Source organism: Pseudomonas sp. MWU16-30317 (assembly GCF_020515695.1).
Classification (GTDB): domain Bacteria; phylum Pseudomonadota; class Gammaproteobacteria; order Pseudomonadales; family Pseudomonadaceae; genus Aquipseudomonas.
Genome location: NZ_JAIWJA010000007.1, coordinates 70,178 through 95,633, shown reverse-complemented (window position 1 = coordinate 95,633; position 25,456 = coordinate 70,178). Strand labels below are relative to the sequence as shown.

Genomic DNA, 25,456 nt, shown 5'->3' with positions numbered 1-25,456 from the left:
TGGGTTATGCAAGTTAAGCGTTTTTTCGCAGCCGATATGCGTCAGGCCATGAAACTGGTCCGTGACGAGCTGGGCGCCGAAGCCGCGATCATCGGCAACCGTCGGATCGCCGGCGGTGTGGAACTGACTGCCGCGCTGGATTACAAGCTCTCGGCGCTGGCGCCGCGGGTGCCTAACGTCGAGCTCGAAGACGAGCTGCGCAAGACCCAGTCGCGCATCGTTACCGCTCAGGCGGAACTCGGCCAGCGTGGCGAGAGCCCTGCGCACACCAATCGTCAGCTGTTTGCCGGGCTGCCGCTGACGGCGGCCGAGCCATTGATCGAAGCGCGTTTCGAAGAGCCTGCGCGTCCGGCGGCGCCTGTCGCGCCAGCCCAGCCTGGGGTCGACCAGCGCCTGTTCGACTCCATGCGCTCGGAGCTCAACGGCCTGCGCGAACTGCTCGAAGTGCAACTTGGCTCGTTGGCCTGGACCCAACTGCAGGGCAGCCGTCCGCAGCAGGCCAACCTCTGGCGCCGCCTGCAGCGCATCGGCCTCAGCGGCCCGTTGTCGCGCGACCTGCTCGCGCTCACCGCCGATATCGAAGAACCCCGTCAGGCCTGGCGCATGCTGCTCGCGCACCTGACCCGGATGATCGTCACCCCTGAAGTCGAGCCTCTGGAAGAGGGCGGTGTGATCGCCATGGTCGGCCCTGCCGGCATGGGCAAGACCACCACCCTGGCCAAGCTGGCCGCCCGTTACGTCCTCAAGTACGGCGCGCAGAACATTGCACTGGTGAGCATGGACAGCTTTCGTATCGGTGCACAGGAGCAACTCAAGACGCTGGGGCGCATTCTCAATGTCTCGGTGACCCACGTCGATCCTGGGCAATCCCTGGGACAGGCGCTTGAGCCGCTGTTGCGCAAGCGCGTGGTGTTGATCGACACCGCCGGCCTGCAAGCCAGCGACCCGGCCCTGCGCCTGCAACTGGAGAGCCTCGCCGGTCGTGGCATCAAGGCGCGCAATTACCTGGTGCTGGCTACCACCAGCCAGAAGCAGGTGCTGACCGCGGCCTATCACAGTTACAAGCGTTGTGGCCTGTCGGGCTGCATCCTCACCAAGCTGGACGAAAGCGCCAGCCTGGGCGAGGTGTTGAGCCTGGCCATCCACCACGCCTTGCCCGTGGCCTATCTGACTGATGGCCCGCGCATCCCGGATGACCTGCATTTGCCGCGCAAACATCAATTGGTCACCCGCGCGGTGAACATGCAAATGCAAGAGGAGCCCAGCGAAGAGGCCATGGCCGATATGTTCGCTGATCTCTACCACAGCCCCGGCAAGCGCGCGGGTTGAGGTAAACAAACAATGAAAACGTTGCAATCCACCTGCATCGATGGTCTGCCAGGCAATCTTCAGATGATGAAGCGCAGTCAGTCGTGTGGCCTCGGTCTAAGTGACAAGGTAAAGAACGAACATGGGTAGCATGCATCCCGTACAGGTGATCGCCGTAACCGGCGGTAAAGGTGGCGTCGGCAAGACCAACGTGTCGGTGAACCTCTCACTGGCGCTGGCGGAACTTGGCCGCAGAGTCATGTTGATGGACGCCGACCTCGGTCTGGCCAACGTCGACGTGTTGCTCGGCCTGACGCCTAAACGCACGCTGGCAGACGTCATCGAAGGGCGCTGCGAGTTACGTGACGTGCTCCTGCAGGGGCCCGGCGGCATTCGTATCGTGCCGGCTGCCTCCGGGACCCAGAGCATGGTGCATCTGACGCCTGCCCAGCATGCCGGCTTGATCCAGGCCTTCAGCGACATCGGCGACAACCTCGATGTGCTGGTGATCGACACCGCAGCCGGCATCGGCGACTCGGTGGTCAGCTTTGTGCGCGCCGCTCAGGAAGTCCTGCTGGTAGTGTGCGACGAGCCCACCTCGATCACCGATGCCTACGCATTGATCAAGCTGCTCAACCGCGACTACGGCATGAATCGCTTCCGGGTCCTGGCCAACATGGCCCAGAGCCCGCAGGAAGGTCGCAACCTGTTCGCCAAGCTGACCAAGGTAACTGACCGTTTCCTCGACGTGGCCCTGCAGTATGTGGGCGCCGTGCCGTACGACGAATCGGTACGCAAGGCTGTGCAGAAACAACGTGCCGTCTACGAGGCCTTCCCGCGCTCCAAATGCGCGCTGGCCTTCAAGGCGATCGCCCAAAAGGTCGACACCTGGCCCTTGCCTGCCAACCCACGCGGGCACCTGGAGTTCTTCGTCGAACGTTTGGTTCAGCAAACCAGTGCGGGACCTGTCTCATGAGCGCAAGCGGATATCGGATGTACAACAAGGCGTCGCGCGAGTCTCAGCAGTATCAACTGATCGAGACCTACGCGCCGCTGGTCAAGCGCATCGCCTACCACCTGCTGGCGCGCCTGCCGGCCAGCGTGCAGGTCGAGGACCTGATTCAGGCCGGGATGATCGGCCTGCTTGAAGTTTCGACCAAGTACGACTCCAGCAAAGGCGCGAGTTTCGAGACCTATGCCGGTATCCGCATCCGTGGCGCCATGCTCGACGAGGTGCGCAAAGGTGACTGGGCGCCGCGTTCGGTGCATCGCAATACGCGCATGGTCAGTGACGCGATTCGTGCAATTGAAGCAAAAACCGGTCGCGACGCTAAAGATCACGAGGTTGCGGCCGAACTCCAGATGAGTCTGGATGATTATTACGGGATTCTGAACGATACCTTGGGCAGTCGCCTGTTCAGCTTCGACGATCTGTTGCAGGACGGCGAGCATGAAGGCCTGCACGAGGAGGGCGCCAGCGGTAGCCCGGAACCGTCACGCGGCCTGGAAGACGAGCGCTTTCAGGCAGCCTTGGCCGACGCCATCGCCAACTTGCCGGAACGGGAAAAACTGGTGCTGTCGCTGTACTACGACGAGGAACTCAACCTCAAGGAGATCGGCGAAGTGCTGGGGGTCAGCGAATCGCGGGTCAGCCAGCTGCACAGCCAGTGCGCGGCGCGTTTGCGCAGTCGCCTGGGTGAGTGGCGGGCAAGATGAAGTATTGAAAAGGCCCGGTGGCCTGAGCCGAGCACCTGTGGGAGCAAGGCTTGCCCGCGAAGGCGTCCGTACTAACGCCTTCGCGGGCAAGCCTTGCTCCCACAGGAGGCAGCCCACGCCACAGGGTCGAAGCAACACTGCGGTCTTGATGTGAAAATAACTGGTTTTGATTGATCGCGCACCCAGGTGCTGGGTGCGTTAAAGACTGCTTGGAGGTCTACTTGGACAAGAACATGAAAATCCTCATCGTCGACGACTTTTCGACGATGCGGCGGATCATCAAGAACCTGCTGCGCGATCTGGGGTTCACCAACACCTCGGAAGCCGACGACGGCCTCACAGCGTTGCCGATGCTGCAAGCGGGCAGCTTCGACTTTCTGGTGACCGACTGGAACATGCCCGGCATGTCCGGCATCGACCTGCTGCGTCAGGTCCGCGCCGATGAACGTCTCAAAAGCCTCCCAGTGTTGATGGTGACGGCCGAAGCGAAGCGTGAACAGATCATCGAAGCTGCCCAGGCCGGCGTGAACGGCTATGTGGTCAAGCCTTTCACTGCGCAAGTGCTGAAAGAAAAAATCGAGAAGATCTTCGAGCGCGTCAACAGCTGAATGACGCCACGGGGGCAGCAGTATGGACAAGCAATCCAGTTTGGGTGACTTCGAGTCGACCCTGAAAAAGAATGCCCAGGAGTTGGTCGAACGCCTGGAACAAGGCAAGTTCGGCGAAGCGGTGCAATTGATTCACGAGTTGAACCAAACCCGTGATCGCGGCCTGTATCAGGAGATTGGCAAGCTCACCCGTGAGCTGCACAGCGCCATCGTCGACTTCCAGATCGATCCAAACATGCCACAGGCCGAAGAGGTGTCGCAGATAACCGACGCCACCGAACGGCTGTCCTATGTCGTGCGTCTGACCGATGCCGCCGCCAACCGCACCATGGACCTGGTGGAGCAAAGCACGCCGCTCGTAGGCTCGTTGGCCGACGACGCCGCCAGCCTGCGCCAGGACTGGCAGCGCTTCCAGCGCCGCGAGACTTCGCCCGATGAATTTCGCGAGCTGGTCAAGCGTGTGGACGGTTTTCTGACCCGCAGCGAAACCGATGCGCGGCAAGTCTCCTCGCACCTCAACGACATTTTGCTGGCCCAGGATTACCAGGACCTTACCGGTCAGGTGATCAAGCGGGTCACGCAAATGGTCACTGAAGTCGAAAGCAATCTGCTCAAACTGGTGCTCATGGCCAGTCAAGTTGACCGTTTTGCAGGGATCCAACACGACCATCAGCAACTGCGCGACGAAAAAGATAAAGAAAAACATCCCACCAGGGGTGAAGGTCCGCAGATTCATGCCGATAAACGTGATGACGTTGTATCCGGACAGGATGACGTCGACGATCTGCTGTCCAGCCTGGGGTTCTAGTTTCCAGATACTGATGACGGTCAACGAATTCCAGGGAGCACCCACATGAGCTTCGGCGCCGATGAAGAAATCCTTCAGGATTTCCTGGTAGAGGCCGGCGAGATCCTCGAGCAACTCTCCGAACAACTGGTAGAGCTCGAGAGCCGGCCAGATGATGCGGATTTGCTCAATGCCATTTTTCGCGGATTCCACACTGTTAAAGGCGGCGCCGGCTTCCTCCAGCTCAATGAGCTGGTGGAGTGCTGCCACATCGCCGAAAACGTCTTCGACATCCTGCGCAAGGGTGAGCGTCGCGTTGACTCGGAGCTGATGGACGTGGTGCTTGAGGCACTCGACGCCGTCAATAGCATGTTCGGCGAAGTGCGCGAACGCACCGAGGTCACGCCAGCCACGCCCGAGTTGTTGGCAGCGCTGGCGCGGTTGGCCGAACCGGCCAGTGCCGACGAAGTCGCCGCAGCGCCTGCCCCGGTTGAAGTCGTGGCTGAAGAGCCTGTCGATATCACCGATGACGAATTCGAATCCCTGCTCAACAGCCTCAGCGCTTCCAAAGCCGAAGCTGAGGCCGAGGGCCAGGCACCTGCTGCGCCAGCCCCTGCTGCTGCAGCGCCGACGCCCGCCAGCGGTGACGAAATCACCGATGACGAGTTCGAGTCGCTGCTCGACCAGTTGCATGGCAAAGGCCAATTCTCGGCACCGGCCGCAGCACCTGCCAGCCCCGCTGCAGGTGCAGCGACCGGCAAGGCCGCGGCCAGCGATGAAATCACCGACGACGAATTCGAAGCCTTGCTCGATCAGTTGCACGGTAAAGGCTCATTCGCGCCTGACGCCGTTGCGCCAGCCGCTGCGGCTCCGGCTGCGCCTGCAGCCAATGCCGCGTCGGCAGGCTCGGCGGATCTGATCTCGGACGATGAGTTCGAGTCCTTGCTCGATGAGCTGCATGGCAAGGGCAAATTCACCGAAACCGCCGTGGCCACCGCCCCGGCGAAAGCTGCTGCGCCAGCCGCTGCCAAGCCCGCGCCTGCCCCGGCGGCCAAGGCTGAGCCAGCGCCCGCCGCCAAGGCCGAACCTGCCAAGGCCGCTGCCCCGGCGCCCGCTCGTGCGCCAGTGCCAAGCGGCGAAAAGCCTGCCACCACCGAGGCGGAAACCACTGTACGGGTCGACACCGCGCGGCTGGACGAAATCATGAACATGGTCGGCGAACTGGTACTGGTGCGTAACCGTCTGGTGCGCCTGGGTGCCAACAGCGCCGACGAGTCGATGCAAAAAGCCGTGTCCAACCTCGATGTGGTCACCGCCGACCTGCAGACTGCGGTCATGAAGACCCGCATGCAGCCGATCAAGAAGGTCTTCGGGCGCTTCCCGCGCCTGGTTCGCGATCTGGCGCGCCAGCTCAAGAAAGAAATCAACCTGGAGCTGGTGGGCGAAGAAACCGACCTCGACAAGAACCTCGTCGAGGCCCTGGCCGACCCGTTGGTCCACTTGGTGCGCAACGCCGTCGACCACGGCGTCGAAACTCCCGAAGAGCGTGAAGCTTCAGGCAAGGCGCGCGGCGGCAAGGTCGTGCTTTCGGCTGAACAGGAAGGCGACCATATCCTCTTGTCGATCTCCGACGACGGCAAGGGCATGGACCCGCAGGTGCTGCGCAACATTGCCGTCAAGCGTGGCGTCATGGACAAGGATGCCGCCGATCGCCTGAGCGACACCGAGTGCTACAACCTGATCTTCGCCCCGGGTTTCTCGACCAAGACCGAGATATCCGACGTGTCGGGCCGCGGTGTGGGCATGGATGTGGTGAAAACCAAGATCTCCCAGCTCAACGGCACCATCAACATCTACTCGACCAAGGGCCAGGGCTCGAAGATCGTCATCAAGGTTCCGCTGACGCTGGCGATCATGCCGACCCTGATGGTCATGCTCGGCAACCAGGCCTTCGCCTTCCCGCTGGTCAACGTCAACGAGATCTTCCACCTCGACCTGTCGCGGACCAACGTGGTCGACGGCCAGGAAGTGGTCATCGTGCGCGACAAGGCCCTGCCGCTGTTCTACCTCAAGCGCTGGCTGGTGTCCTCGGCCGCTCATGAAGAACAACGTGAAGGCCATGTGGTGATCCTCTCCGTGGGCACCCAGCGCATCGGCTTCGTGGTCGACCAGTTGGTGGGCCAGGAAGAAGTGGTGATCAAACCGCTGGGCAAGATGCTGCAGGGCACGCCAGGCATGTCGGGTGCCACCATTACCGGTGACGGTCGCATCGCCCTGATCCTCGACGTACCGAGCATGCTCAAACGCTATGCGGCACGGCGTATCTGATTAACGGCAGGGCAGCCTCCGTGCTGCCCGGCCTAATGGAGTGTTTATGGCAGTCAAGGTTCTGGTGGTGGATGATTCCGGTTTCTTCCGCCGCCGTGTCTCGGAAATTCTTGCCTCGGATAGCACTATCCAGGTCGTCGGCACCGCTACCAACGGTCGCGAAGCCATCGATCAGGCCATCGCGCTCAAGCCCGACGTCATCACCATGGACTACGAGATGCCGATGATGGACGGCATCACTGCGGTGCGGCATATCATGCAGCGCTGTCCGACGCCGGTATTGATGTTCTCCTCCCTGACCCACGAAGGCGCCCGAGTGACCCTCGATGCGCTGGACGCCGGGGCCACGGATTTTCTTCCCAAGAATTTCGAAGACATCTCGCGCAATCCCGAGAAAGTCCGGCAGATGCTGTGCGAGAAGATTCACACCCTCGCGCGCAGCAACCGCCGCAGCAGCTTTGCGACTGCGGCGCCTGCTTCGCGGGCAGAACCCGCCCCCACAACCAGAGCCGCCCCCGTTGGCGCTGCGCCTGTGGGCGCTAGGCCCGCCCGCGAAAGCGTCACCCGCAGCCCGGCACCTGCTCCCGCTGCACGCAGCCCGGCCCCGCGCCCCGCCGCTGATGCCCCGGCGCAGCCGTTGTCCCCACCGCCCAAGCGTAAATCCTACAAACTGGTCGCCATCGGTACCTCCACGGGCGGCCCGGTCGCGCTGCAACGGGTGCTCACCCAACTGCCGGCCAATTTCCCGGCGCCTATCGTGCTGGTTCAGCACATGCCGGCGGCCTTCACCAAAGCCTTCGCCGAGCGCCTCGACAAGCTCTGCCAGATCCAGGTCAAGGAAGCCGAGGACGGCGACGTGCTGCGCCCTGGCCTGGCGCTGTTGGCACCTGGCGGCAAACAGATGATGGTCGATGGCCGCGGCACGGTGAAGATCCTGCCCGGCGATGAGCGTCTCAATTACAAGCCCTGCGTGGACATCACCTTCGGTTCCGCGGCCAAGTCCTACGGCGACAAAGTGCTGGCGGTGGTGTTGACTGGCATGGGCGCCGACGGCCGAGAAGGCGCACGTCTGCTCAAACAGGGCGGCAGCCAAATCTGGGCCCAGGACGAAGCCAGCTGCGTGATCTATGGCATGCCCATGGCGATCGTCAAAGCCAACCTCGCCGATGCCATCTACAGCCTTGACGACATCGGTCGGCACCTGACGGAGGCCTGCGTCTGATGGATGTGTTGAGCCTGATAGGGATCATCCTGGCCTTTGTCGCGATCGTCGGCGGCAATTTTCTCGAAGGCGGCAGCATCACCGCATTGCTCAATGGCCCGGCGGCGTTGATCGTCATCGGCGGCACCCTGGCTGCAGCGCTGCTGCAGACACCCCTGAGTGCCTTCGCGCGCTCGCTGGTGATCATTCGCTGGATCATTTTTCCGCCACGCATCGACCTGGCCCGGGGCATCGACAACGTCGTGACCTGGAGCCTGATCGCGCGCAAGGATGGTCTGCTGGGGCTCGAGTCGGTGGCCGACACCGAGCTTGACCCCTACGCCCGCAAAGGCCTGCAACTGCTGGTCGACGGCGCCGAGCCGGAGGCCATCCGCAGCATCCTCGAAGTAGATTTCCTGACCCAGGAAAGCCGCGACATTCAGGCCGCCAAGGTATTCGAATGCATGGGCGGTTACGCGCCCACCATCGGCATCATCGGTGCGGTCATGGGCCTGATTCACGTGATGGGCAACCTCGCCAATCCGTCGCAGCTGGGTAGCGGTATCGCCGTGGCGTTCATCGCCACCATCTACGGCGTGGCCAGTGCCAACCTGGTGCTGCTGCCCACGGCCAACAAGCTCAAGGCGATCGCTCATCGCCAGGCCCGGTATCGGGAAATGATGCTCGAGGGCATCCTGTCCATCGCCGAGGGTGAGAACCCGCGGTCCATCGAACTGAAGCTGCAAGGCTTCATGGAGTGATGGAGTAGCCATGTCTCGCCGCCGCCATCGACAGCCCGAGGAACACGAGAATCACGAACGCTGGCTGGTGTCCTATGCGGATTTCATCACCTTGCTGTTCGCCTTCTTCGTGGTCATGTATTCGATTTCCTCGATCAACGAGGGCAAATACAAGGTGTTGTCCGAAACGCTGGTCGGGGTATTCAACGATCAGGCCAAGACCACCAAGCCGATCAACATCGGCGAGGACCGTCCGCAGACCATCACCCCGGCCCAGCCACTGGTGCAGGATGCCGATCAGACCGAAGCGGCGATGGGCAAGGCCGATGCCCTGCAGACCATCGCCGACGATGTGCGCAACGCCTTTGGCGACCTGATCTCTTCCAATCAACTGACAGTGCGCGGCAACGAATTGTGGATCGAGATAGAGCTCAAGTCCGGGCTGCTGTTCGGCAGCGGCGATGCGATCCCCAGCGATCTGGCGTTCACGATCATCGACAAGGTCGCGGGCATTCTCAAACCTTTCGACAACCCGGTGCATGTCGAAGGCTTTACCGATGACCAGCCGATTCGCACGGCGCAGTACCCGACCAACTGGGAGCTGTCATCGGCGCGGGCCGCCAGTATCGTGCGCATGCTCGCCATCGATGGCATTGCGCCGCAGCGCATGGCCGCAGTGGGCTATGGCGAGTTCCAGCCGATCGACACCAACACTACTGCCGATGGGCGAGGACACAACCGCCGCGTGGTGCTGGTGATCTCGCGCAACCTCGAGGTGCGCCGCAGTTTGACCGGCTCTGGCACTTCTGGCGCAACGCCGGATGCAGCATTGCGTCGTGCTGGCACACAAAGTGCACCGGCTACGACAAATCCACCGGCGAAGAGCGGTGCCGTCAAAAGCCCGTCACCCAAGCCGTGAGTCATCCACACCTGGATCTCGGGCTGCGCCATGCGTGCAGCCGAGAGGAAGCCGCACAATGAGAGTCTGGGCAGTAGCCAACCAGAAAGGTGGGGTCGGCAAAACCACCACTTCGATCGCCCTCGCCGGGTTGCTGGCCGAGAGCGGCAAGCGCGTGGTCGTGGTCGATCTCGATCCGCATGGGTCGATGACCAGCTATTTCGGCTATAACCCCGACGAACTCGAACACAGCTGCTACGACCTGTTCCTGCACAAGGGCGGCGTGCCCGACGGGCTGCCGGGGCAGTTGCTGCAGTCGACCAGCCACGAGAACATCTCGCTGCTGCCGTCGAGTACGGCCCTGGCTACGCTGGAGCGTCAATCGCCTGGCCATGGTGGCCTGGGCCTGGTGATCGCCAAGAGTCTGGCGCAACTGTGGCAAGACTTCGACTACGCCATCATCGACAGCCCGCCGTTGCTCGGCGTGCTGATGGTCAACGCCCTCGCGGCGAGCCAGCAATTGGTGATCCCGGTGCAGACCGAGCATCTGGCCGTCAAGGGCCTGGAGCGCATGGTGAGCACCTTGGCGATGATCAATCGCTCACGCAAGCAGCCTTTGCCGTTCAGTATCGTGCCGACCCTGTTCGATCGGCGCACCCAGGCTTCCCTTGGCACCCTGCGGGTGTTGCGCGACGCCTGGCCGGAGCAGGTCTGGCAAGGCTACATTCCGGTCGATACGCGCTTGCGCGATGCCAGTCGGGCGGGGTTGACGCCCTCGCAGTTCGACGGCAAGAGCCGCGGCGTGGTTGCCTATCGCGCGTTGCTCAAGCACCTGTTGACGCAACTGCTCGTAACGCAGGTGGCGTGATGAATCGTCCCTCGAATCGCAACTCCCGTCCCCAGCTGGCCTTGCAGTCTTATCTGGATGCGTTGCTGCAAGACATCACTGAAGAATTGCCACCGAGCAACGATGAGCGCCTCGAGGCTCAGGCTGTATCCCCAGAGACCGCCGCAGAAGCCGTCACCGACGAGTTCCAGGCGGCTGTGCTTGAAGAGCAGGCGCGAGATGCCGCCAAGGCTCCGCATACGCCTGCGCCCGCTGTGGCACAGCCCGCCCTGAGCGACAAGCCGGTAACCCCGCTGAGCCGCTGGGCCGAGCCTGAGCCCAGAGTTGCGCAGCCGTTGTTGTTGCCCAGCGAGCCGCCGTTGTTCGAGCTCGACGAGCCGGATCTGCAGCTGGAATTGCCAGTGCCTGAAGTGACCCGCGCCGCCGAGCCCGTGGAATTGTCCTTGGCCTCGAGCCCGGCAAGCGTGGCGCCGGCACCTGCCGAATCTTCACTCGCACGTGTCGACGCACTGGTGGATGTGCACAAGTCGCCGACCGGCGCTCAAGTCCCGGCGCCAATCACCGATAACAAGCATAACGCCAGTACTGATGGCCCACCGGCGCTTGGTGCCGATGGCCGCCCACTGTGGGCGAGCGAGCCGTTCGAATGCTTGTTGTTTGACGTCGCCGGGCTGACGCTGGCGGTGCCGCTGGTGTGCCTGGGGTCGATCTACTCCCTGGCAGGCCAGGAGCTGACGCCGTTGTTCGGTCAGCCTGAATGGTTCCTGGGGATACTGCCCAGCCTCAGTGGCAATCTGAAGGTGCTGGACACCGCCCGTTGGGTGATGCCGGACCGCTACCGGGATGATTTCAAGCAGGGCCTGCAGTTCGTGATTTCAGTACAGGGCTATGAGTGGGGGTTGGCGGTGCATCAGGTCAGCCGTTCGTTGCGCCTGGACCCGAACGAGATCAAGTGGCGCTCCCAGCGCGGCCAACGGCCATGGCTGGCGGGCACCGTGATCGAACACATGTGCGCCTTGCTGGACGTCGCGGCGCTGGCTGAGTTGATTGCCAGTGGCGGCGCCAAACAGATGGAAGCCGCGGCCATTCAGGCGGCCAAGGCTGCAGCCAAACCGGCTGCCAGGGCGAAAAGATAACGGCACGGGGCATGAGCCTCGGCGCCACCGAATGTTGCACTGAACACACACCGCCGCAGGCGGTTTTCGAGAGGTTAGGGGTATGAATAAGTCGTCTGCACAGGGTTCCGAAGATCCGATTCTGCAGTGGGTCACCTTCAAGCTCGATAACGAGACCTACGGCATCAATGTGATGCAGGTCCAGGAAGTGCTGCGCTACACCGAGATCGCTCCGGTACCCGGCGCGCCTTCCTACGTGCTGGGCATCATCAACCTGCGCGGCAACGTGGTCACGGTCATCGACACCCGCCAGCGCTTCGGCCTCAACTCCAGCGAAATCAGTGACAACACCCGGATCGTCATCATCGAGGCCGACAAGCAAGTGGTCGGCATCCTGGTCGACAGCGTTGCCGAAGTGGTTTACCTGCGTCAGTCCGAAGTCGAGACCGCACCGAACGTCGGTAACGAAGAGTCCGCCAAGTTCATTCAGGGCGTGTGCAACAAGAACGGCGAGCTGCTCATCCTGGTCGAACTGGACAAGATGATGAGCGAAGAAGAGTGGTCGGACCTGGAGAATATCTGATTGTTCGCCGAGATCGCGGTCATCGTCCTGGCCCTGTTGTGGGCCGGTTCGGTGGCGATGTTTCTGTCCTATACCCGCAAGCAGAAAACCCAGGACCTGCAGCGCGCCGAGCTTGATGCCCGGCGCGACTTGCGCATCCGCGAGCTGGCCAAGCGCATCGACGACTACCAGCAGGGCACCGTGCGCATGGGCGATGCCATCCATGAACTGCGCGCGGTGGTCGCGCCGTTGCCGGACAAGCTGCTGCAACTCGAGCAGCGCGATCCGGAGAGCCTGTCCTTTGCTCAAGCGGCCAAGCTGGTGGGGATGGGGGCTTCTATCGATGAGCTGACTCAGGCGTGCGGGTTGACCCAGGCTGAGGCGGAGTTGATGAAGAAGCTGCATCGGTCTTGAGGATCATCAGCGGCATTCCTCGTACCCAGTCTTGAATCTCTAGTGGATTCACTGGCCTCTTCGCGAGCAAGCTTTACTCCCACAGCTGTATGACTGTGGGAGCAAAGCTTGCTCGCGAAGACGGTTGCACGGCCGCCGCAATCAATCCGATGTCAACCGATGCGTGGCTGGTGTCACATCCTTCTCTGCCGGTCCTGTCGGCTCGACAAAATCCCCCGGCTTCTTGCCCTGCAGCCGCCACGCAAAAGCGATGATCACCGCAATCGTGCGGTACAACTCCTGCGGAATACTGTCGCCCAGCTCCAGCCGCGCCAGCATCTTCACCAATTCGGCATTCTCGTAGATCGGCACTTCGTATTCCCGCGCGACGGCGAGGATGGCTTCGGCCAGTTCGTCGTCGCCCTTGGCGGTGAGGGTCGGGGCGTTCTGGCGGTCGTAGCTCAGGGCGATGGCCTGGCGCGGTGTTGGCTGTTTCATGCGTTTTCGTCCACCCAGCGGTGTTCCAGATGTGTGCGTTTGCCGCGTGGCGCTACGCCTTGGTGGCAATCCAGATCGGCCACTTGCAGGCCGGCGCTCACCAGTTGCTCGCGCAGATAGCCCAATTGCGCGGCGATCATTTGCGCGGTGCCGGGCACTTCGGCCCACAGTTGGCTGCTGAGGCTGCCTTGCTGTAATTGCGCCTGCACTTGCAGTGGGCCGAGCGGTGACAGGTCGAAGGCCAGTTCCACGCGCCAGATACGTTCCTGGGGATTCTGCGCGGACTCGCGGCGCTCTTCACTTTCCTGCTTTTGTGGCGGCGGGTCCTCGCGCTGGATCTTCACCTGCAAGGGCACGATATTGGCCATGTCGCGCATGGGGATTTCCAGCTGCCAGGTGGTCTGCAGCTTGTTGTCGGCATCGCTGCCGCTTTCGTCGAGGCTCGCCAGTTGGTGGCTCTGCACCCGCGACAGCGCGGCGGTGGCCAGGCGCAGCAGATGTTGCAGATCGTTTTCGCCCTCCATTGCCGGCAGCATCCGAGCGGGCAGGGGGAAACCGCCGACTTGTGGCTTGGCGCTGACCTGGCCGAGCATGCCCAGGGCGCTGCGCACATAGCCAGGCAGGCTCTGGGCAAGAAGGATAGCGGCATTGGCCGGGTTGAACGGCTGTCCACCGGTATTCGGCAGGGTGCTGGTCAGCTGGCTGACCAGTTGCAACAGTGCGCTCTTCAGGTCGGTCGGAGGCAAGCCTTGCAGCAGGCGTGGTTCCATGAACAGGCCGCTGTCTTGCAGGGCCAGTGCAACACCGCGCGAGTCGCTCAACTGGCGAATATCGGGCAGTTGGCTGAGCACGCGGCTGGCGGCGCTTTGCAAGTCGGCGCTCAAGGAGCCGCGGCTGTCGAGGTCCTGCAATAGATTGAGCAAACCGTCGAGGGAGCCCTGGCGGTTTTGCTGGGCATTCAGTTGCCCGGCCACCGCGAGTTGATCGAGGCGCCCGCTCAGAGGCACGAAGTTCAGCTCCTGGCTGCCCTGCACCTGGGCGCTGAGCAGGCTGCCGACGCGCAGTGGCTGGGGGCTTTCGATAGTCAGGGTCTCGCCGACCAGTGCGCTGTTGAGCACGCTGACCAGCGAGCGGTATATCGAGGCAGTGGGGGTATTGCTGGCAGTCGGCTCGGCGGGCAGCAGCTGGCTGGTGATCACCTTGGCCTGTAGCAGCGTGCCGACCGGGACTTTCTGGGTGTCCAGCGCTGTCAGGTTGCTGGCCCGGTTTTGCGCCACGGCGACGGTCAATGCTTCACTGCTGGTCTGGCTGACCAATAGCAGCGTGCCTTGGCTCAAGGGCTGGAAGCTACTGACTTGCACGTTGGTCTGCTGGCCGCTCGGCAAGTTCAGGCGCAGGGTGAGAAGGAAGTCGGTGGCGGCCTGTTTGAGGGCAACCACTTCGGCCTGCACGGTTTCGCCACTGGGCACCACGTCTGCGGCGGGGGTCAGCAGGCTCATCAATTCGCCGACGGCGGCCGACTGGCGAGTGGCGGCGGCCAAGGCGGCGGTGGCGGGCAGGCTGTTGATTTCGCTGGTCATGCGGTTCCTGCGTCAGTGAGTTGTGTGCAGGTCGTGCCGGCCCCTTCGCGGGCAAGCCTTGTTCCCGCAGGATTCACGGTGCCTGAGTTGTACACCTGTGCGAGCGAAGGCGCCGGCGTAGTCAATACATCTTCGTCAGGACGAGTGGCAAATTGCCCCTGTAGAGCGCTGGCACACCGGTTATAATGCCGCGCCATGTAGTCCCGCCAAGATGAAAACATCGTTAACGCGGGCGCCCAGCCTTGATCGTGATCGGCCCGGCACTCACTATAGCGGCCGTGCCTGAGCCAACTTGAACGGCAACGCACCGACATTTGAACCATAAGGCAATGCATTGACCCCTCATCTCGAAGCCGTAGCGCTGGCATGTGAGCGTGACTGGCGCGTGCTTTTCGAGCACCTCGAGCTGCAACTCGGCGCCGGCGACATGCTGCAGATCAGCGGCCCCAATGGCAGTGGCAAGACCAGCCTGCTGCGCCTGCTGGCCGGGCTCATGCAGCCTAGTGCCGGCCAGGTGCTGCTCGATGGGGTGGCCCTGATGGAGCGTCGTCAGGCCTTGGCAGCGCAGTTGCTGTGGATCGGTCATGCGGCCGGCATCAAGGACCTGCTCACCGCCGAAGAGAACCTCGCCTGGCTGTGCGCCTTGCACCGGCCGGCATCGCGCGAGGCCATCTGGACGGCGCTGGAAGCCGTCGGCCTGCGCGGTTTCGAAGATGTGCCTTGCCATAGCCTGTCGGCCGGTCAGCAACGGCGCGTGGCGCTGGCACGCTTGTATCTGGACAGCCCGACGTTGTGGATTCTCGACGAGCCGTTCACCGCGCTGGACAAACAAGGTGTCGCCCAGCTCGAACAGCACCTGGCGCAGCACTGCGAACAGGGCGGCCTGGTGGTGTTGACTACCCACCACAGCCTGAGTGTCACCCCCGGCGGTTATCGCGAGCTCGACCTTGGGCAATTCGCACCATGAGCCAGGTATTCGGTCTGCTGCTGCGCCGCGAAGCACGTCTGCTGGCACGTCGGCCTGCGGAGTTGGCCAACCCGCTGGTATTCTTCGCCATCGTGGTGGCAATGTTTCCGCTGGCGGTGGGCCCGGATGCGCAGTTGTTGACGACCCTGTCCCCCGGCTTGATCTGGGTGGCGGCATTGTTGTCGGTACTGCTGTCGCTGGACGGGCTGTTTCGCAGCGATTTCGAGGACGGCTCGCTGGAACAATGGGTGCTGTCGCCCCAGCCGCTGCCCTTGCTGGTGCTGGCCAAGGTGGTCGCGCACTGGGCGTTTTCCGGCCTGGCGCTGGTCATCCTGGCCCCGGTATTGGCGCTGATGCTGGGCCTGCCCAGCGATTGCCTGGTGGTGTTGCTGGCCTCGTTGCTGCTGGGCACGCCGATCCTCAGCCTGCTCGGCGCGGTGGGGGCGGCGTTGACGGTCGGCCTGCGCCGAGGCGGGCTGTTGCTGGCCCTGTTGATTTTGCCGTTGTACATCCCGGTGCTGATCCTCGGCAGTGGCGCGCTGCAAGCCGCCCTGCAAGGTCTGCCGGCTACGGGCTACCTGCTTTGGCTCGGTAGCCTGACCGCCCTCGCGGTCACCCTGACACCCTTTGCGATCGCCGCCGGGCTGAAGATCAGCGTCGGCGAATAACGAGGCCTGACCGCGCAGACGGCCAGCCAGGACATTGGATACACCGTGATGAAGAGCAGCGTGTTGAGCTGGACCTGGTTCCACAAATTGGGCTCGCCCAAATGGTTTTACGGCCTTAGCGGCCGGCTGCTGCCGTGGTTCAGTGTGGCCGCCGTGCTGTTGCTGGGCATCGGCGTGGTCTGGGGCCTGGCCTTCGCACCACCGGACTACCAGCAGGGCAACAGTTTTCGCATCATCTACATCCATGTGCCGACCGCCATGCTGGCGCAGTCCTGCTACGTGCTGATGGCTGTGGCCGGGGTGGTCGGGCTGGTGTGGAAGATGAAGATCGCCGACGTCGCGCTGCAATGCGCCGCGCCCATCGGGGCGTCGCTCACCGCCGTGGCCCTGCTGACCGGGGCCATCTGGGGCAAGCCGACCTGGGGCAGCTGGTGGGTCTGGGATGCGCGGCTCACCTCGATGCTGATCCTGCTGTTCCTCTATCTGGGCCTGATCGCTCTGGGCCAGGCCATCAGCAATCGCGACAGCGCCGCCAAGGCCTGCGCGGTGCTGGCGATTGTCGGGGTCATCAACATCCCGATCATCAAGTACTCGGTGGAGTGGTGGAGCACCCTGCACCAGGGCGCGACCTTCACTCTCACCGAACCGCCGAAAATGCCCGCGCAGATGTGGCTGCCGCTGCTGTTCACAGTGTTGGGGTTCTATTGCTTCTTCGCTGTGGTGCTGCTGTTGCGCATGCGCCTCGAAGTGCTCAAGCGCGAAGCCCGCAGCAGTTGGGTGAAGGCCGAAATCGCCGCACAGCTGGAGAGCCGACCATGAGTTTCGCCTCGTTCAGTGATTTTCTCGCCATGGGCCGTCATGGCCTGTATGTCTGGTCGGCCTACGGTATTTGCCTGTTGGCGGTGATCTGGAACCTGGCCGTGCCGATGCTGGCACGGCGTCGTCATTTGCAGGAAGAGGCGCGCCGTCTGCGCCGGGAGCAATCACAGTGAACCCGCTGCGCAAAAAACGCCTGTTGATTATCGGTAGCGTGCTCGCCGGCGTCGGCCTGGCCGTGGGCCTGGCCCTGAGTGCCTTGCAGGAAAACATCAACCTGTTCTACACCCCCACCCAGATCGCCAATGGCGAGGCCCCCCATGGCAAGCGCATTCGTGCCGGCGGCATGGTGGTCAAGGGCTCCTTGCAGCGCTCGGCCGACTCGCTGGACGTTCGCTTTGTGGTGACCGATTTCGACAAGTCGGTGCCCATTACCTACCGCGGCATCCTGCCCGACCTGTTCCGCGAAGGGCAGGGCATCGTCGCGCTGGGCGAGATCAACGACCAGGGCGTGGTGGTCGCCGACCAAGTGCTGGCCAAGCACGACGAGAAGTACATGCCGCCGGAAGTCACCAAGGCACTCAAGGACAGCGGCCAGGCCGGTCCCCAATCCATGCCGGGCAGTGCCCGCGACAATCAGGGGTAACGCCATGAACGCTGCATTGATGATGCCCGAGCTGGGCCATTTGGCGATGATCCTCGCCCTGTGTTTCGCCCTGGTGCAGGCCACCGTGCCACTGGTCGGGGCCTGGCGTGGCGAGCGCCTGTGGATGAGCCTGGCGCAGCCCGCCGCCTGGGGCCAGTTCGCCTTTTTGCTGTTTGCCTACGCCTGCCTGACGTATGCCTTCATGACCGACGATTTTTCGGTGGGCTATGTGGCCGAAAACTCCAACAGCGCCTTGCCCTGGTACTACAAGTTCAGCGCCGTGTGGGGTGCCCACGAAGGTTCGTTGCTGCTGTGGACGTTGATCCTCGGCGGCTGGACCTTCGCCGTGTCGATCTTCTCGCGCCAATTGCCGCAAGAGATGCTCGCCCGGGTGCTGGCGGTGATGGGCATGATCAGCATCGGTTTTCTGCTGTTTCTGACCCTGACGTCCAATCCCTTCGCGCGGATCCTGCCGCAGGTGCCGAGCAACGGTCGCGACCTCAACCCATTGCTGCAGGACCCCGGCCTGATCGTCCATCCGCCGATGCTGTACATGGGCTACGTGGGCTTCTCGGTGGCCTTCGCCTTCGCCATCGCCGCGCTGCTCGGCGGCCGCCTGGATGCCGCCTGGGCGCGCTGGTCGCGGCCGTGGACCATCACCGCCTGGGCGTTCCTGGGCTTTGGCATCACCCTCGGTTCCTGGTGGGCCTACTACGAACTGGGCTGGGGCGGCTGGTGGTTCTGGGACCCGGTCGAGAATGCCTCGTTCATGCCTTGGCTGGTGGGCACGGCGCTGATCCACTCGCTGGCCGTGACTGAAAAGCGCGGCGTGTTCAAAAGCTGGACCGTGTTGCTGGCCATCGCCGCGTTCTCGCTGAGCCTACTGGGGACCTTCCTGGTGCGCTCCGGTGTGCTGACATCGGTGCATGCCTTCGCCTCCGACCCGGCGCGCGGGGTGTTCATTCTGATCTTCCTGCTGGTAGTGATCGGCGGCTCGCTCACGCTGTTCGCGCTGCGTGCGCCGGTGGTCAAGAGCCACGTCGGCTTCGGCCTGTGGTCGCGGGAAACCCTGCTGCTGGGCAACAACCTGGTGCTGGTGGTGGCGGCGTCGATGATCCTCCTCGGCACCCTCTACCCGCTGGCGCTGGACGCCATCAGCGGCGCCAAGATGTCGGTCGGCCCGCCGTATTTCAACGCGCTGTTCGTGCCCTTGATGGGCTTGCTCATGGCGGTGATGGCGGTAGGCATGCTGGTGCGCTGGAAGGACACACCGGTCAAATGGCTGGGCAACATGCTCACCCCGGTGTTGATCGGCAGCGCCGTGCTGGCGCCACTGTGCGGGTTGTTGGTGGATGATTTCGACTGGCAGGTGCTGACCGTGTTCGCCCTGGCCGCGTGGATCGTGCTCGCTGGCGTGCGTGACCTGCTCGACAAGACCCGCCACAAGGGCCTGCTCAAGGGCATGGGCAGCCTGACCCGCAGCTACTGGGGCATGCACGTGGCGCATCTGGGCATTGCCATCTGTGCCTTGGGCGTGGTGCTGTCGAGCAACAACAACGCCGAGCGCGACCTGCGCATGGCGCCGGGCGAGTCGGTGGACCTGGCCGGTTATCACTTTACCTTCGAGGGCGCACGTCACTACCAAGGCCCGAATTTCACCGCCGACCGCGGCACCATTGTGGTCACCCGCGACGGTAAACCGGTCACCCGTCTGTTCCCGGAAAAACGCCTGTACACCGTGCAGCAGTCGATGATGACCGAGGCCGGTATCGACGCCGGTTTCAGCCGCGACCTGTATGTGGCCATGGGTGAACCACTGGAAAACGGCGCCTGGGCGATCCGCGTGCACGTCAAGCCGTTCGTGCGCTGGATCTGGTTCGGCGGCTTGTTCACCGCCTTTGGTGGTGCTTTGGCGGCCACCGATCGGCGTTATCGGGTCAAAGTCAAAAGCAAGGTGCGTGATGCCCTGGGTCTGACGGGAGCTGCCGTATGAAGCGTTGGATGTTGGCCGTGCCGCTGTTGTTGTTCCTCGGCGTGGCGGTGTTTTTGTACCGCGGGCTGTATCTGGATCCCTCGGCCTTGCCGTCGGCGATGATCGACAAGCCGTTCCCGCAATTCTCCCTGCCTACAGTGCAGGACAACCGTACCCTGAGCCGCGCCGATATCATCGGCAAGCCGGCGCTGGTGAATGTCTGGGGCACCTGGTGCGTGGCGTGCCGGGTCGAGCATCCGGTGCTCAACAAGCTGGCGCAGCAGGGCGTGGTGATCTACGGCATCAATTACAAGGATGAAGACGCCGCCGCCGAGAAGTGGCTGACCGAGTTCCATAACCCCTATCTGCTGAACATCGCCGATGCCCAGGGCTCCCTGGGCCTGGATCTGGGGGTGTATGGTGCGCCCGAAACCTTTTTGATCGATGCCAAGGGCGTGATTCGCTACAAGCATGTCGGCATCATTGATGAAGCCGTCTGGCACGACCAACTGGCGCGCTTGTATCAAGGCCTGGTCGATGAGGCCAAGCCATGAAGCGCTGGCTGGCCGGACTAATGTTGTGCGTTGGGTTGATCGGCATCGCCCATGCGGCCATCGACACCTACGAGTTCGCCAACGACGCCGAGCGCGTGCGTTTTCGCACCCTTACCCAGGAGCTGCGTTGCCCCAAGTGCCAGAATCAGGACATCGCTGATTCCAACGCGCCCATCGCCGCTGACCTGCGCCGGGAGATCTTCCGCATGCTCGGCGAGGGCAAGGACGATCAGCAGATCATCGGCTTCATGGTCGATCGTTATGGCGACTTCGTGCGCTACAAGCCGGCGCTGACGATGCGCACCGCGCTGCTGTGGTTCGGGCCCTGGGCGTTGCTGCTGGGCGGGGTGGTGATCATTGTGTTGATCGTGCGCCGCCGGCGCCGCGCGTTGGCCGGCACCTCGCAAGACCTTTCCGATGCGGAGCGCCAGCGCCTCGCCCATCTGCTGGATAAAGAACACCCATGATTGAATTCTGGTTGGCCGCCGGGCTGCTGTTGTTGATTGCCCTGGGGTTTCTGTTGATACCGGTGCTGCGTGAACGCCGCGCGCAACAGGAGGAGGACCGCACCGCGCTGAACGTGGCGCTGTACGAAGAGCGTGTGGCCGAGCTGCAGGAGCAGCAGACCGACGGCGTGCTCAGCCGCTCGCAGCTCGACAGCGCTCAGGCCGAGGCGGCACGCGAACTGCTGGCCGATACCGACGGCACCCAGCCCAAGGTCGACAAGCGCCTGGGCAAGACGGCGCCAGCGGTCATTGCACTGTTGGTTCCGGTGCTGGCCATGGCCATGTACCTGCACTTCGGCGCCAGTGACAAGGTCGAGCTGACCAGCGAGCTGGCCAAGCCGCCCACCTCGGTCGAGGAGATGACCCAGCGCCTGGAGCGCGTCGTCGCTGCGCAGCCGGATTCGGCCCAGGGCCTGTTCTTCCTTGGCCGGGCCTATATGTCGCAGAACCGCCCGGCGGATGCCGCACGGATTTTCGAGCGTACCGCCGCCGTGGCCGGGCGTGAACCGCAGTTGCTCGGGCAGTGGGCGCAGGCCTTGTATTTTGCTGCGGGCAAGCAGTGGTCAGCGCAGATTCAGGCATTGACCGACGAAGCGCTGAAGGCCGACCCCAAGGAAGTCACCAGCCTGGGCTTGCTGGGTATCTCGGCTTTCGAGGGCAAGCGTTACCAGGACGCTATCGATTACTGGCAGCGTCTGCTGGTGCAATTGCCCGCCGATGATGGTTCGCGGGCGCCGTTGCAGGGTGGTATCGATCAGGCCAAGGCGCGGTTGCTGGCGAGTGGCGGGCAAGTGACGGCGTCGTCGGAGGCCGCCAAGGCGCCGGCGACCGTGGGCATCAAGGTGCGGGTCGAGCTCGGCGAGGCGCTCAAGGCCAAGGTGCAGGCCGGTGACACGGTGTTCGTGTTCGCGCGCGCCACCAACGGCCCGCCGATCCCCTTGGCGGTCAAGCGCCTGACGGTGGCGGATCTGCCGGTGACGGTCGAGTTGGCGGATGCCGATGCGATGCGCCCGGACCTGAAACTGTCGAGCTATCCAGAAGTCCAACTGATGGCACGGGTGTCCCGTGCCGGGCAACCGGTGAAAGGCGAGTGGATCGGCCGTGGCGCGCCGCTGGCGAGTGATACGACGGCGATGCAGCATCTGACGATCGATACTCCGGACTTGTGATCCTGGTTGAGATCTTTGCTGTGGGTGCCAGCCGCGAGGAGGCCCTGAAGATCAGCCAAGAACCGCCTGCTACCCACCGATCCGCTTACCAACCGCTCCTGACCCAAGAGTACCGTTCATGCCTGTTTACGCTCGTCTTTCCCTGTTGAGCCTGGTGTTGGGGTTGAGTGCCTGTGCGGTGCAGCAACCCCAGCATACCGACCTGCCGCCGCTGCAGACCGTGCCGTCGACGCCCATGGTCAAGCCGCTGCCGCCGAGCACGCCAGGCACCCCGGCGCCCACCACCCAGGTGCCACGCACCTCGGCGAGCTTCGCCCCACCCCCGGGCGGCGCCAGTCACTGGGACCAGCGCCTGGGCGTCTATGTGCTGGATGCGGTGCCTAACGTCTACTATCGCCAGCGCACCTATTACCGCTGGGACGCCGGCTGGACCTGGGCCACCAGTCTCAACGGCCCTTGGGAGTCGACCGACAGCACCGGCGTACCCCCCGGGTTAGGGCATTTGCATCCTTGATTGATGCGGTGCTGCAGATGGCCTCGTCCTCGGCAGAGCTCAGTCCCACAGGGACCCGCGTACACCTGTGGGGGCGAGCTCTGCTCGCAAAGAGGCCGGCCCTGATACCCTGATCGGCCTACAACCGATTGCCCTCCAGCAATTGCGCCACACTCTCGGCCACCAACTCGGTGCCCTTGGCATTGATGTGGTTGTAATCCCGGTACCAGGACGCCGCATCGCCGATCAAGCAGCGCTGGTTCTTGCAGAACGCGGCGTCCAGGCTCACCAGAGTGATCAAGCCCTGATCCTGCTCCTCCTCGAACACATGCCGGGTATAACGCTGCAGCTCGGCGTGGCGCTCGATCGGCACCGACACCGCGCTGATTGCCTGCAACTTGTCGTCCTCGCTCTCGTCCTGGTCCTGCGCCAGACGGTAGTACAGGCTCTTGGGATCGGCGCGCTGCTGCGGCACCTGGGCGATCACATCGACACTGACCCCCAGCGCTCGATACGCCTCGACGGTGCGTGCCATGCTGGCCTCGAACACCGCCCGTGACGCCTGCTGGCTCAACGCGTGGCTGTCCTGGCTGATCAGAAAGTTGTCGTTCATGGTTTCGCGGTCATAGCCGGGCTCGGTGTACTGCGTCCAGCGCGCCACCAGAATCAAACGCTTGATGCCGTGGCTTTTGACGTACTCGAACTCGCGGCTGGCCAGGCTCTCGCACACACCCGGATCGTAGTTGTGCGACACCACGTCGACCCCCAGCAGCGGCGGGCAGCCGCCCAGGCCGATGTGCACGATGCCCATGCCCAACTGTTTGCCGGCCACATCGAAGGCCGGCAGGATCGCCTCGGAATGGCTGTCGCCGAACACGGCGATGTCATTGCCAGGGTTGCCATCGACATCGCCCACGCGGCAGAAATCGATACCCCAGCCGTTACCGTCGTAGTCCTTGTCGCAGGTGGCGCGAATATCCGGATTATCGAAAGCGTTCAAGTTGGTCGGGTCCGGCGGATAGCGCTCGGCAAAACCCTGGGTAAGGGTGCCGGCCATCCCGACCGCGACAAACAATAGCGAGGCGAAGGCGCCCAGGCGAAAGATCTGCGCCTGGCTAAATGCCTGCCTGTCGCGAAACCGCCGCTCTACAAAGCGCCAGCTCAACCACGCCAGCACCAGAGACAGCACCGTCATGCCCAGCATGGTCATCAGGCTGGGCGGTAGCAGGCTGATGTGCCGAGCAAAGGCGAACACCGGTTGGTGCCACAGGTAGGCGCTGTAGCTGATCAGGCCGATGCCGACCATGGGCCGCAGGCACAGCAGCTTGCCGACCCAGGTCTGCGGGCTGGCGAAAACGATGATCAGCGCCGCGCCCAGGGTCGGCAGCAGGGCATTGAGGCCTGGGAACGGCGTGGCCTGGCTGAACGCACAGATGGCATAGACGATCAGCCCGAGGCCGAGCAGTGCGCCGAGCTCCCCCAGCATCCCGGCGCGCTGGTGGGTGCGCGGACGCCAGGAAAAATAGAAGGCGATCAGCGAGCCGACCAACAGCTCCCAGGCGCGCGAATGCAGTAAATAGAACGACGCTGGCGATTCACGCAGCACGCCGCGTTCGGCGACCACCAGGCTGACCAGCGTGGCCGCCAGCAGCATGGCGAAGATCCAGCGGCGTGCGAACAGCTTCCAGGCGAGCAGCAAAAACACCGGGAAGAACAGGTAGTACTGTTCTTCCACGGCCAGGGTCCAGGTGTGCAGCAGCGGCTTGAGCTCGGCGGCGGTGTCGAAGTAGCCGCTTTCGCGCCAGAACACAAAGTTGGACGAAAACAGCGGTACCGCCATCAGGCTCTTGGCGAACGCTTGCAAGGCCTCGGGCTCCAGCCACCACCAGGCGAAGGGCAGGGTGGCCGTCAGGACCACAAACAGCGGCGGCAGAATCCTGCGTGCACGCCGCTCGTAAAAGCGCAGCAGCGAGAATGTGCCGGCCATCAACTCGCCGAGAATGATCGAGGTAATCAGGTAACCGGAGATCACGAAAAAGATATCCACACCCACGAATCCGCCCGAAAAGAGCTCGATGCCGGCGTGGAACAGGATCACCGGCATGACCGCAAGGGTGCGCAGGCCGTCGATTTCCGGGCGGTAGGCCAGGGTGTTGTGCTGGGGGGCGCTCATGTGAGTGGTCTGCTCTTTGAATAAGAGTGAGAGAGGCGCACATTTCGGCTCAGCCAGTGCATGAGGGGGCAGATCAAGTTGAACGGCGAACATGAAGATTGCGCTGTGGGGACGCGTTGCGTATTCAGTTGTCCATTGCTTCAGGCCACACTGCATCGGTGACCAAGGAAGCGCTGCCTGAGCGCGGGTCGTGCCTGCGCGAGCGTCCTCGCGCTAGGCGCTGAAGTCTTTAATTCAACCAAGAAGGTCCAGACCTCATGCAAACCAAGTTTTCCAGCCTGTTCCACAAAACTGCCCTGACGTGCGCCTTCACCGCCGCGGCCTTGCTTGGCAGCAGCTTCGCCAGCGCTGCGGATGCACCTGCACCGCAGGGCGTGCGCGGTGCGATCACCGCGCTGGATGGCAACGACCTCAAAGTGCACACCACCCGCGGCGAAGACCTCACCGTGCACCTCAGTGACGACGTGCAAGTGCGCGCCGTGACCCTGGGCAGCATCGACGAGATCAAGCAAGGCAGCTACATCGGTACCGCCGCCATCCCGCAGCCTGATGGCACCCTCAAGGCGCTTGAAGTTCACGTGTTCCCGCCCGCGATGGCAGGCACCGGTGACGGCCACCGCGCCTTCGATCTGACCAAGGACAGCACCATGACCAACGGCAGCGTGGGGGACCTCAAGGTCGCCAATGGCCGGACTCTGACGCTGACCTACAAGGGCGGCGAGAAAAAAGTGTTCGTGCCCGAAGACGTGCCAATCGTCAATCTGGTGCCGGGTGATCGCAGCCTGCTCCAGCCGGGCGTGAAGATCGTCCTGTTCGCCCAGAAAGCCGCCGACGGCAGCCTGAGCGCCAAGTTCGTCTCGGCCGGCAAGGATGGGGTCAAGCCTCCGATGTAAGCCTTGCAACCCTGGATC

The 25,456-nt window shown here is 63.2% G+C and carries 27 protein-coding genes; 24 read left to right on the top strand and 3 right to left on the bottom strand.

The features are described from left to right. Window positions 1–6: 6 nt before the first annotated feature. The 13 genes from flhF (at window position 7) to LIX93_RS19590 (ending at window position 12,524) form a co-directional block, all read left to right on the top strand. On the top strand, window positions 7–1,329 hold the full coding sequence (flhF, locus tag LIX93_RS19650) for a flagellar biosynthesis protein FlhF (RefSeq protein ID WP_226505730.1): 1,323 nt from the start codon (window positions 7–9) through the stop codon (window positions 1,327–1,329). A 121-nt stretch (window positions 1,330–1,450) separates the two neighbouring features. After that, window positions 1,451–2,284: a flagellar synthesis regulator FleN gene (fleN, locus tag LIX93_RS19645; RefSeq protein ID WP_226505729.1), complete on the top strand. Its 834-nt coding sequence runs from the start codon at window positions 1,451–1,453 to the stop codon at window positions 2,282–2,284. After that, complete coding sequence (gene fliA, locus LIX93_RS19640) at window positions 2,281–3,024, top strand: RNA polymerase sigma factor FliA (protein WP_226505728.1); 744 nt, start codon at window positions 2,281–2,283, stop codon at window positions 3,022–3,024. The genes fleN and fliA overlap by 4 nt, the downstream gene beginning before the upstream one ends. A 233-nt stretch (window positions 3,025–3,257) precedes the next feature. Then, complete coding sequence (locus tag LIX93_RS19635) at window positions 3,258–3,632, top strand: chemotaxis response regulator CheY (protein ID WP_226505727.1); 375 nt, start codon at window positions 3,258–3,260, stop codon at window positions 3,630–3,632. 22 nt (window positions 3,633–3,654) lie between these two features. Next, window positions 3,655–4,440 carry a protein phosphatase CheZ gene (locus LIX93_RS19630; RefSeq protein WP_226505726.1) on the top strand — a complete coding sequence of 262 codons (786 nt, stop codon included), beginning with the start codon at window positions 3,655–3,657 and terminating at the stop codon, window positions 4,438–4,440. 45 nt (window positions 4,441–4,485) lie between these two features. After that, entirely contained in the window at window positions 4,486–6,747 is a 2,262-nt protein-coding gene (locus tag LIX93_RS19625; RefSeq protein WP_226505725.1) for a chemotaxis protein CheA, read from the top strand. Between the two features lie 46 nt (window positions 6,748–6,793). Then, window positions 6,794–7,969 carry a chemotaxis response regulator protein-glutamate methylesterase gene (locus tag LIX93_RS19620; RefSeq protein ID WP_226505724.1) on the top strand — a complete coding sequence of 392 codons (1,176 nt, stop codon included), beginning with the start codon at window positions 6,794–6,796 and terminating at the stop codon, window positions 7,967–7,969. Then, entirely contained in the window at window positions 7,969–8,709 is a 741-nt protein-coding gene (locus LIX93_RS19615) for a flagellar motor protein (protein WP_226505723.1), read from the top strand. The genes LIX93_RS19620 and LIX93_RS19615 overlap by 1 nt, the downstream gene beginning before the upstream one ends. 10 nt (window positions 8,710–8,719) lie before the next feature. Beyond that, window positions 8,720–9,607: a flagellar motor protein MotD gene (gene motD / locus LIX93_RS19610; RefSeq protein WP_226505722.1), complete on the top strand. Its 888-nt coding sequence runs from the start codon at window positions 8,720–8,722 to the stop codon at window positions 9,605–9,607. A gap of 58 nt (window positions 9,608–9,665) precedes the next feature. Then, on the top strand, window positions 9,666–10,454 hold the full coding sequence (locus LIX93_RS19605; RefSeq protein ID WP_226505721.1) for a ParA family protein: 789 nt from the start codon (window positions 9,666–9,668) through the stop codon (window positions 10,452–10,454). Beyond that, on the top strand, window positions 10,454–11,569 hold the full coding sequence (locus LIX93_RS19600) for a CheW domain-containing protein (RefSeq protein ID WP_226505720.1): 1,116 nt from the start codon (window positions 10,454–10,456) through the stop codon (window positions 11,567–11,569). The genes LIX93_RS19605 and LIX93_RS19600 overlap by 1 nt, the downstream gene beginning before the upstream one ends. 82 nt (window positions 11,570–11,651) lie before the next feature. Further along, window positions 11,652–12,131 carry a chemotaxis protein CheW gene (locus LIX93_RS19595; RefSeq protein WP_226505719.1) on the top strand — a complete coding sequence of 160 codons (480 nt, stop codon included), beginning with the start codon at window positions 11,652–11,654 and terminating at the stop codon, window positions 12,129–12,131. Beyond that, window positions 12,132–12,524, top strand: coding sequence for a DUF2802 domain-containing protein (locus LIX93_RS19590; RefSeq protein WP_226505718.1), 393 nt, complete (start codon window positions 12,132–12,134; stop codon window positions 12,522–12,524). A 141-nt stretch (window positions 12,525–12,665) separates the two neighbouring features. On the opposite strand, the gene LIX93_RS19585 is transcribed toward LIX93_RS19590, so the two are convergent. Both LIX93_RS19585 and LIX93_RS19580 read right to left on the bottom strand, forming a co-directional pair. Continuing rightward, a complete protein-coding gene (locus LIX93_RS19585) occupies window positions 12,666–13,001 on the bottom strand; it encodes an EscU/YscU/HrcU family type III secretion system export apparatus switch protein (protein WP_226505717.1) in 336 nt (111 codons plus the stop codon). Beyond that, complete coding sequence (locus LIX93_RS19580) at window positions 12,998–14,581, bottom strand: flagellar hook-length control protein FliK (RefSeq protein WP_226505716.1); 1,584 nt, start codon at window positions 14,579–14,581, stop codon at window positions 12,998–13,000. Before LIX93_RS19580 ends, LIX93_RS19585 begins: the two co-directional genes overlap by 4 nt. Window positions 14,582–14,915: 334 nt before the next feature. Here LIX93_RS19580 and ccmA point away from each other — a divergent pair, with 334 nt between their 5' ends. The 10 genes from ccmA (at window position 14,916) to LIX93_RS19530 (ending at window position 22,393) form a co-directional block, all read left to right on the top strand. Then, window positions 14,916–15,548 (top strand): cytochrome c biogenesis heme-transporting ATPase CcmA, encoded by a 633-nt coding sequence (gene ccmA / locus LIX93_RS19575; RefSeq protein ID WP_226505715.1) that lies wholly within the window; start codon window positions 14,916–14,918, stop codon window positions 15,546–15,548. Next, the gene (gene ccmB / locus LIX93_RS19570) at window positions 15,545–16,216 is read left to right on the top strand and encodes a heme exporter protein CcmB (RefSeq protein WP_226505714.1); all 672 of its coding nucleotides are present in this window, start codon (window positions 15,545–15,547) and stop codon (window positions 16,214–16,216) included. The genes ccmA and ccmB overlap by 4 nt, the downstream gene beginning before the upstream one ends. Window positions 16,217–16,276: 60 nt before the next feature. Beyond that, on the top strand, window positions 16,277–17,035 hold the full coding sequence (locus LIX93_RS19565; RefSeq protein WP_226505972.1) for a heme ABC transporter permease: 759 nt from the start codon (window positions 16,277–16,279) through the stop codon (window positions 17,033–17,035). Next, window positions 17,032–17,208 (top strand): heme exporter protein CcmD, encoded by a 177-nt coding sequence (ccmD, locus tag LIX93_RS19560; protein WP_226505713.1) that lies wholly within the window; start codon window positions 17,032–17,034, stop codon window positions 17,206–17,208. The genes LIX93_RS19565 and ccmD overlap by 4 nt, the downstream gene beginning before the upstream one ends. Then, window positions 17,205–17,678 carry a cytochrome c maturation protein CcmE gene (gene ccmE, locus LIX93_RS19555; RefSeq protein ID WP_226505712.1) on the top strand — a complete coding sequence of 158 codons (474 nt, stop codon included), beginning with the start codon at window positions 17,205–17,207 and terminating at the stop codon, window positions 17,676–17,678. Before ccmD ends, ccmE begins: the two co-directional genes overlap by 4 nt. Before the next feature lie 19 nt (window positions 17,679–17,697). After that, window positions 17,698–19,671 (top strand): heme lyase CcmF/NrfE family subunit, encoded by a 1,974-nt coding sequence (locus LIX93_RS19550; RefSeq protein WP_226505971.1) that lies wholly within the window; start codon window positions 17,698–17,700, stop codon window positions 19,669–19,671. Further along, window positions 19,668–20,204, top strand: coding sequence for a DsbE family thiol:disulfide interchange protein (locus LIX93_RS19545; protein WP_226505711.1), 537 nt, complete (start codon window positions 19,668–19,670; stop codon window positions 20,202–20,204). The genes LIX93_RS19550 and LIX93_RS19545 overlap by 4 nt, the downstream gene beginning before the upstream one ends. Beyond that, window positions 20,201–20,671, top strand: a complete 471-nt coding sequence (locus tag LIX93_RS19540; protein ID WP_226505710.1) for a cytochrome c-type biogenesis protein — start codon at window positions 20,201–20,203, stop codon at window positions 20,669–20,671. Before LIX93_RS19545 ends, LIX93_RS19540 begins: the two co-directional genes overlap by 4 nt. Next, window positions 20,668–21,879, top strand: coding sequence for a c-type cytochrome biogenesis protein CcmI (ccmI, locus tag LIX93_RS19535; protein ID WP_226505709.1), 1,212 nt, complete (start codon window positions 20,668–20,670; stop codon window positions 21,877–21,879). Before LIX93_RS19540 ends, ccmI begins: the two co-directional genes overlap by 4 nt. A gap of 118 nt (window positions 21,880–21,997) precedes the next feature. Further along, window positions 21,998–22,393, top strand: coding sequence for a hypothetical protein (locus LIX93_RS19530; RefSeq protein WP_226505708.1), 396 nt, complete (start codon window positions 21,998–22,000; stop codon window positions 22,391–22,393). A 118-nt stretch (window positions 22,394–22,511) separates the two neighbouring features. Here the strand turns inward: LIX93_RS19530 and LIX93_RS19525 are convergent, their stop codons facing one another. Then, the gene (locus LIX93_RS19525; protein WP_226505707.1) at window positions 22,512–24,545 is read right to left on the bottom strand and encodes an acyltransferase family protein; all 2,034 of its coding nucleotides are present in this window, start codon (window positions 24,543–24,545) and stop codon (window positions 22,512–22,514) included. 257 nt (window positions 24,546–24,802) lie between these two features. On the opposite strand from LIX93_RS19525, the gene LIX93_RS19520 reads away from it, so the two are divergent. After that, entirely contained in the window at window positions 24,803–25,438 is a 636-nt protein-coding gene (locus LIX93_RS19520) for a hypothetical protein (RefSeq protein ID WP_226505706.1), read from the top strand. The last annotated feature ends 18 nt before the right edge of the window (window positions 25,439–25,456 follow it).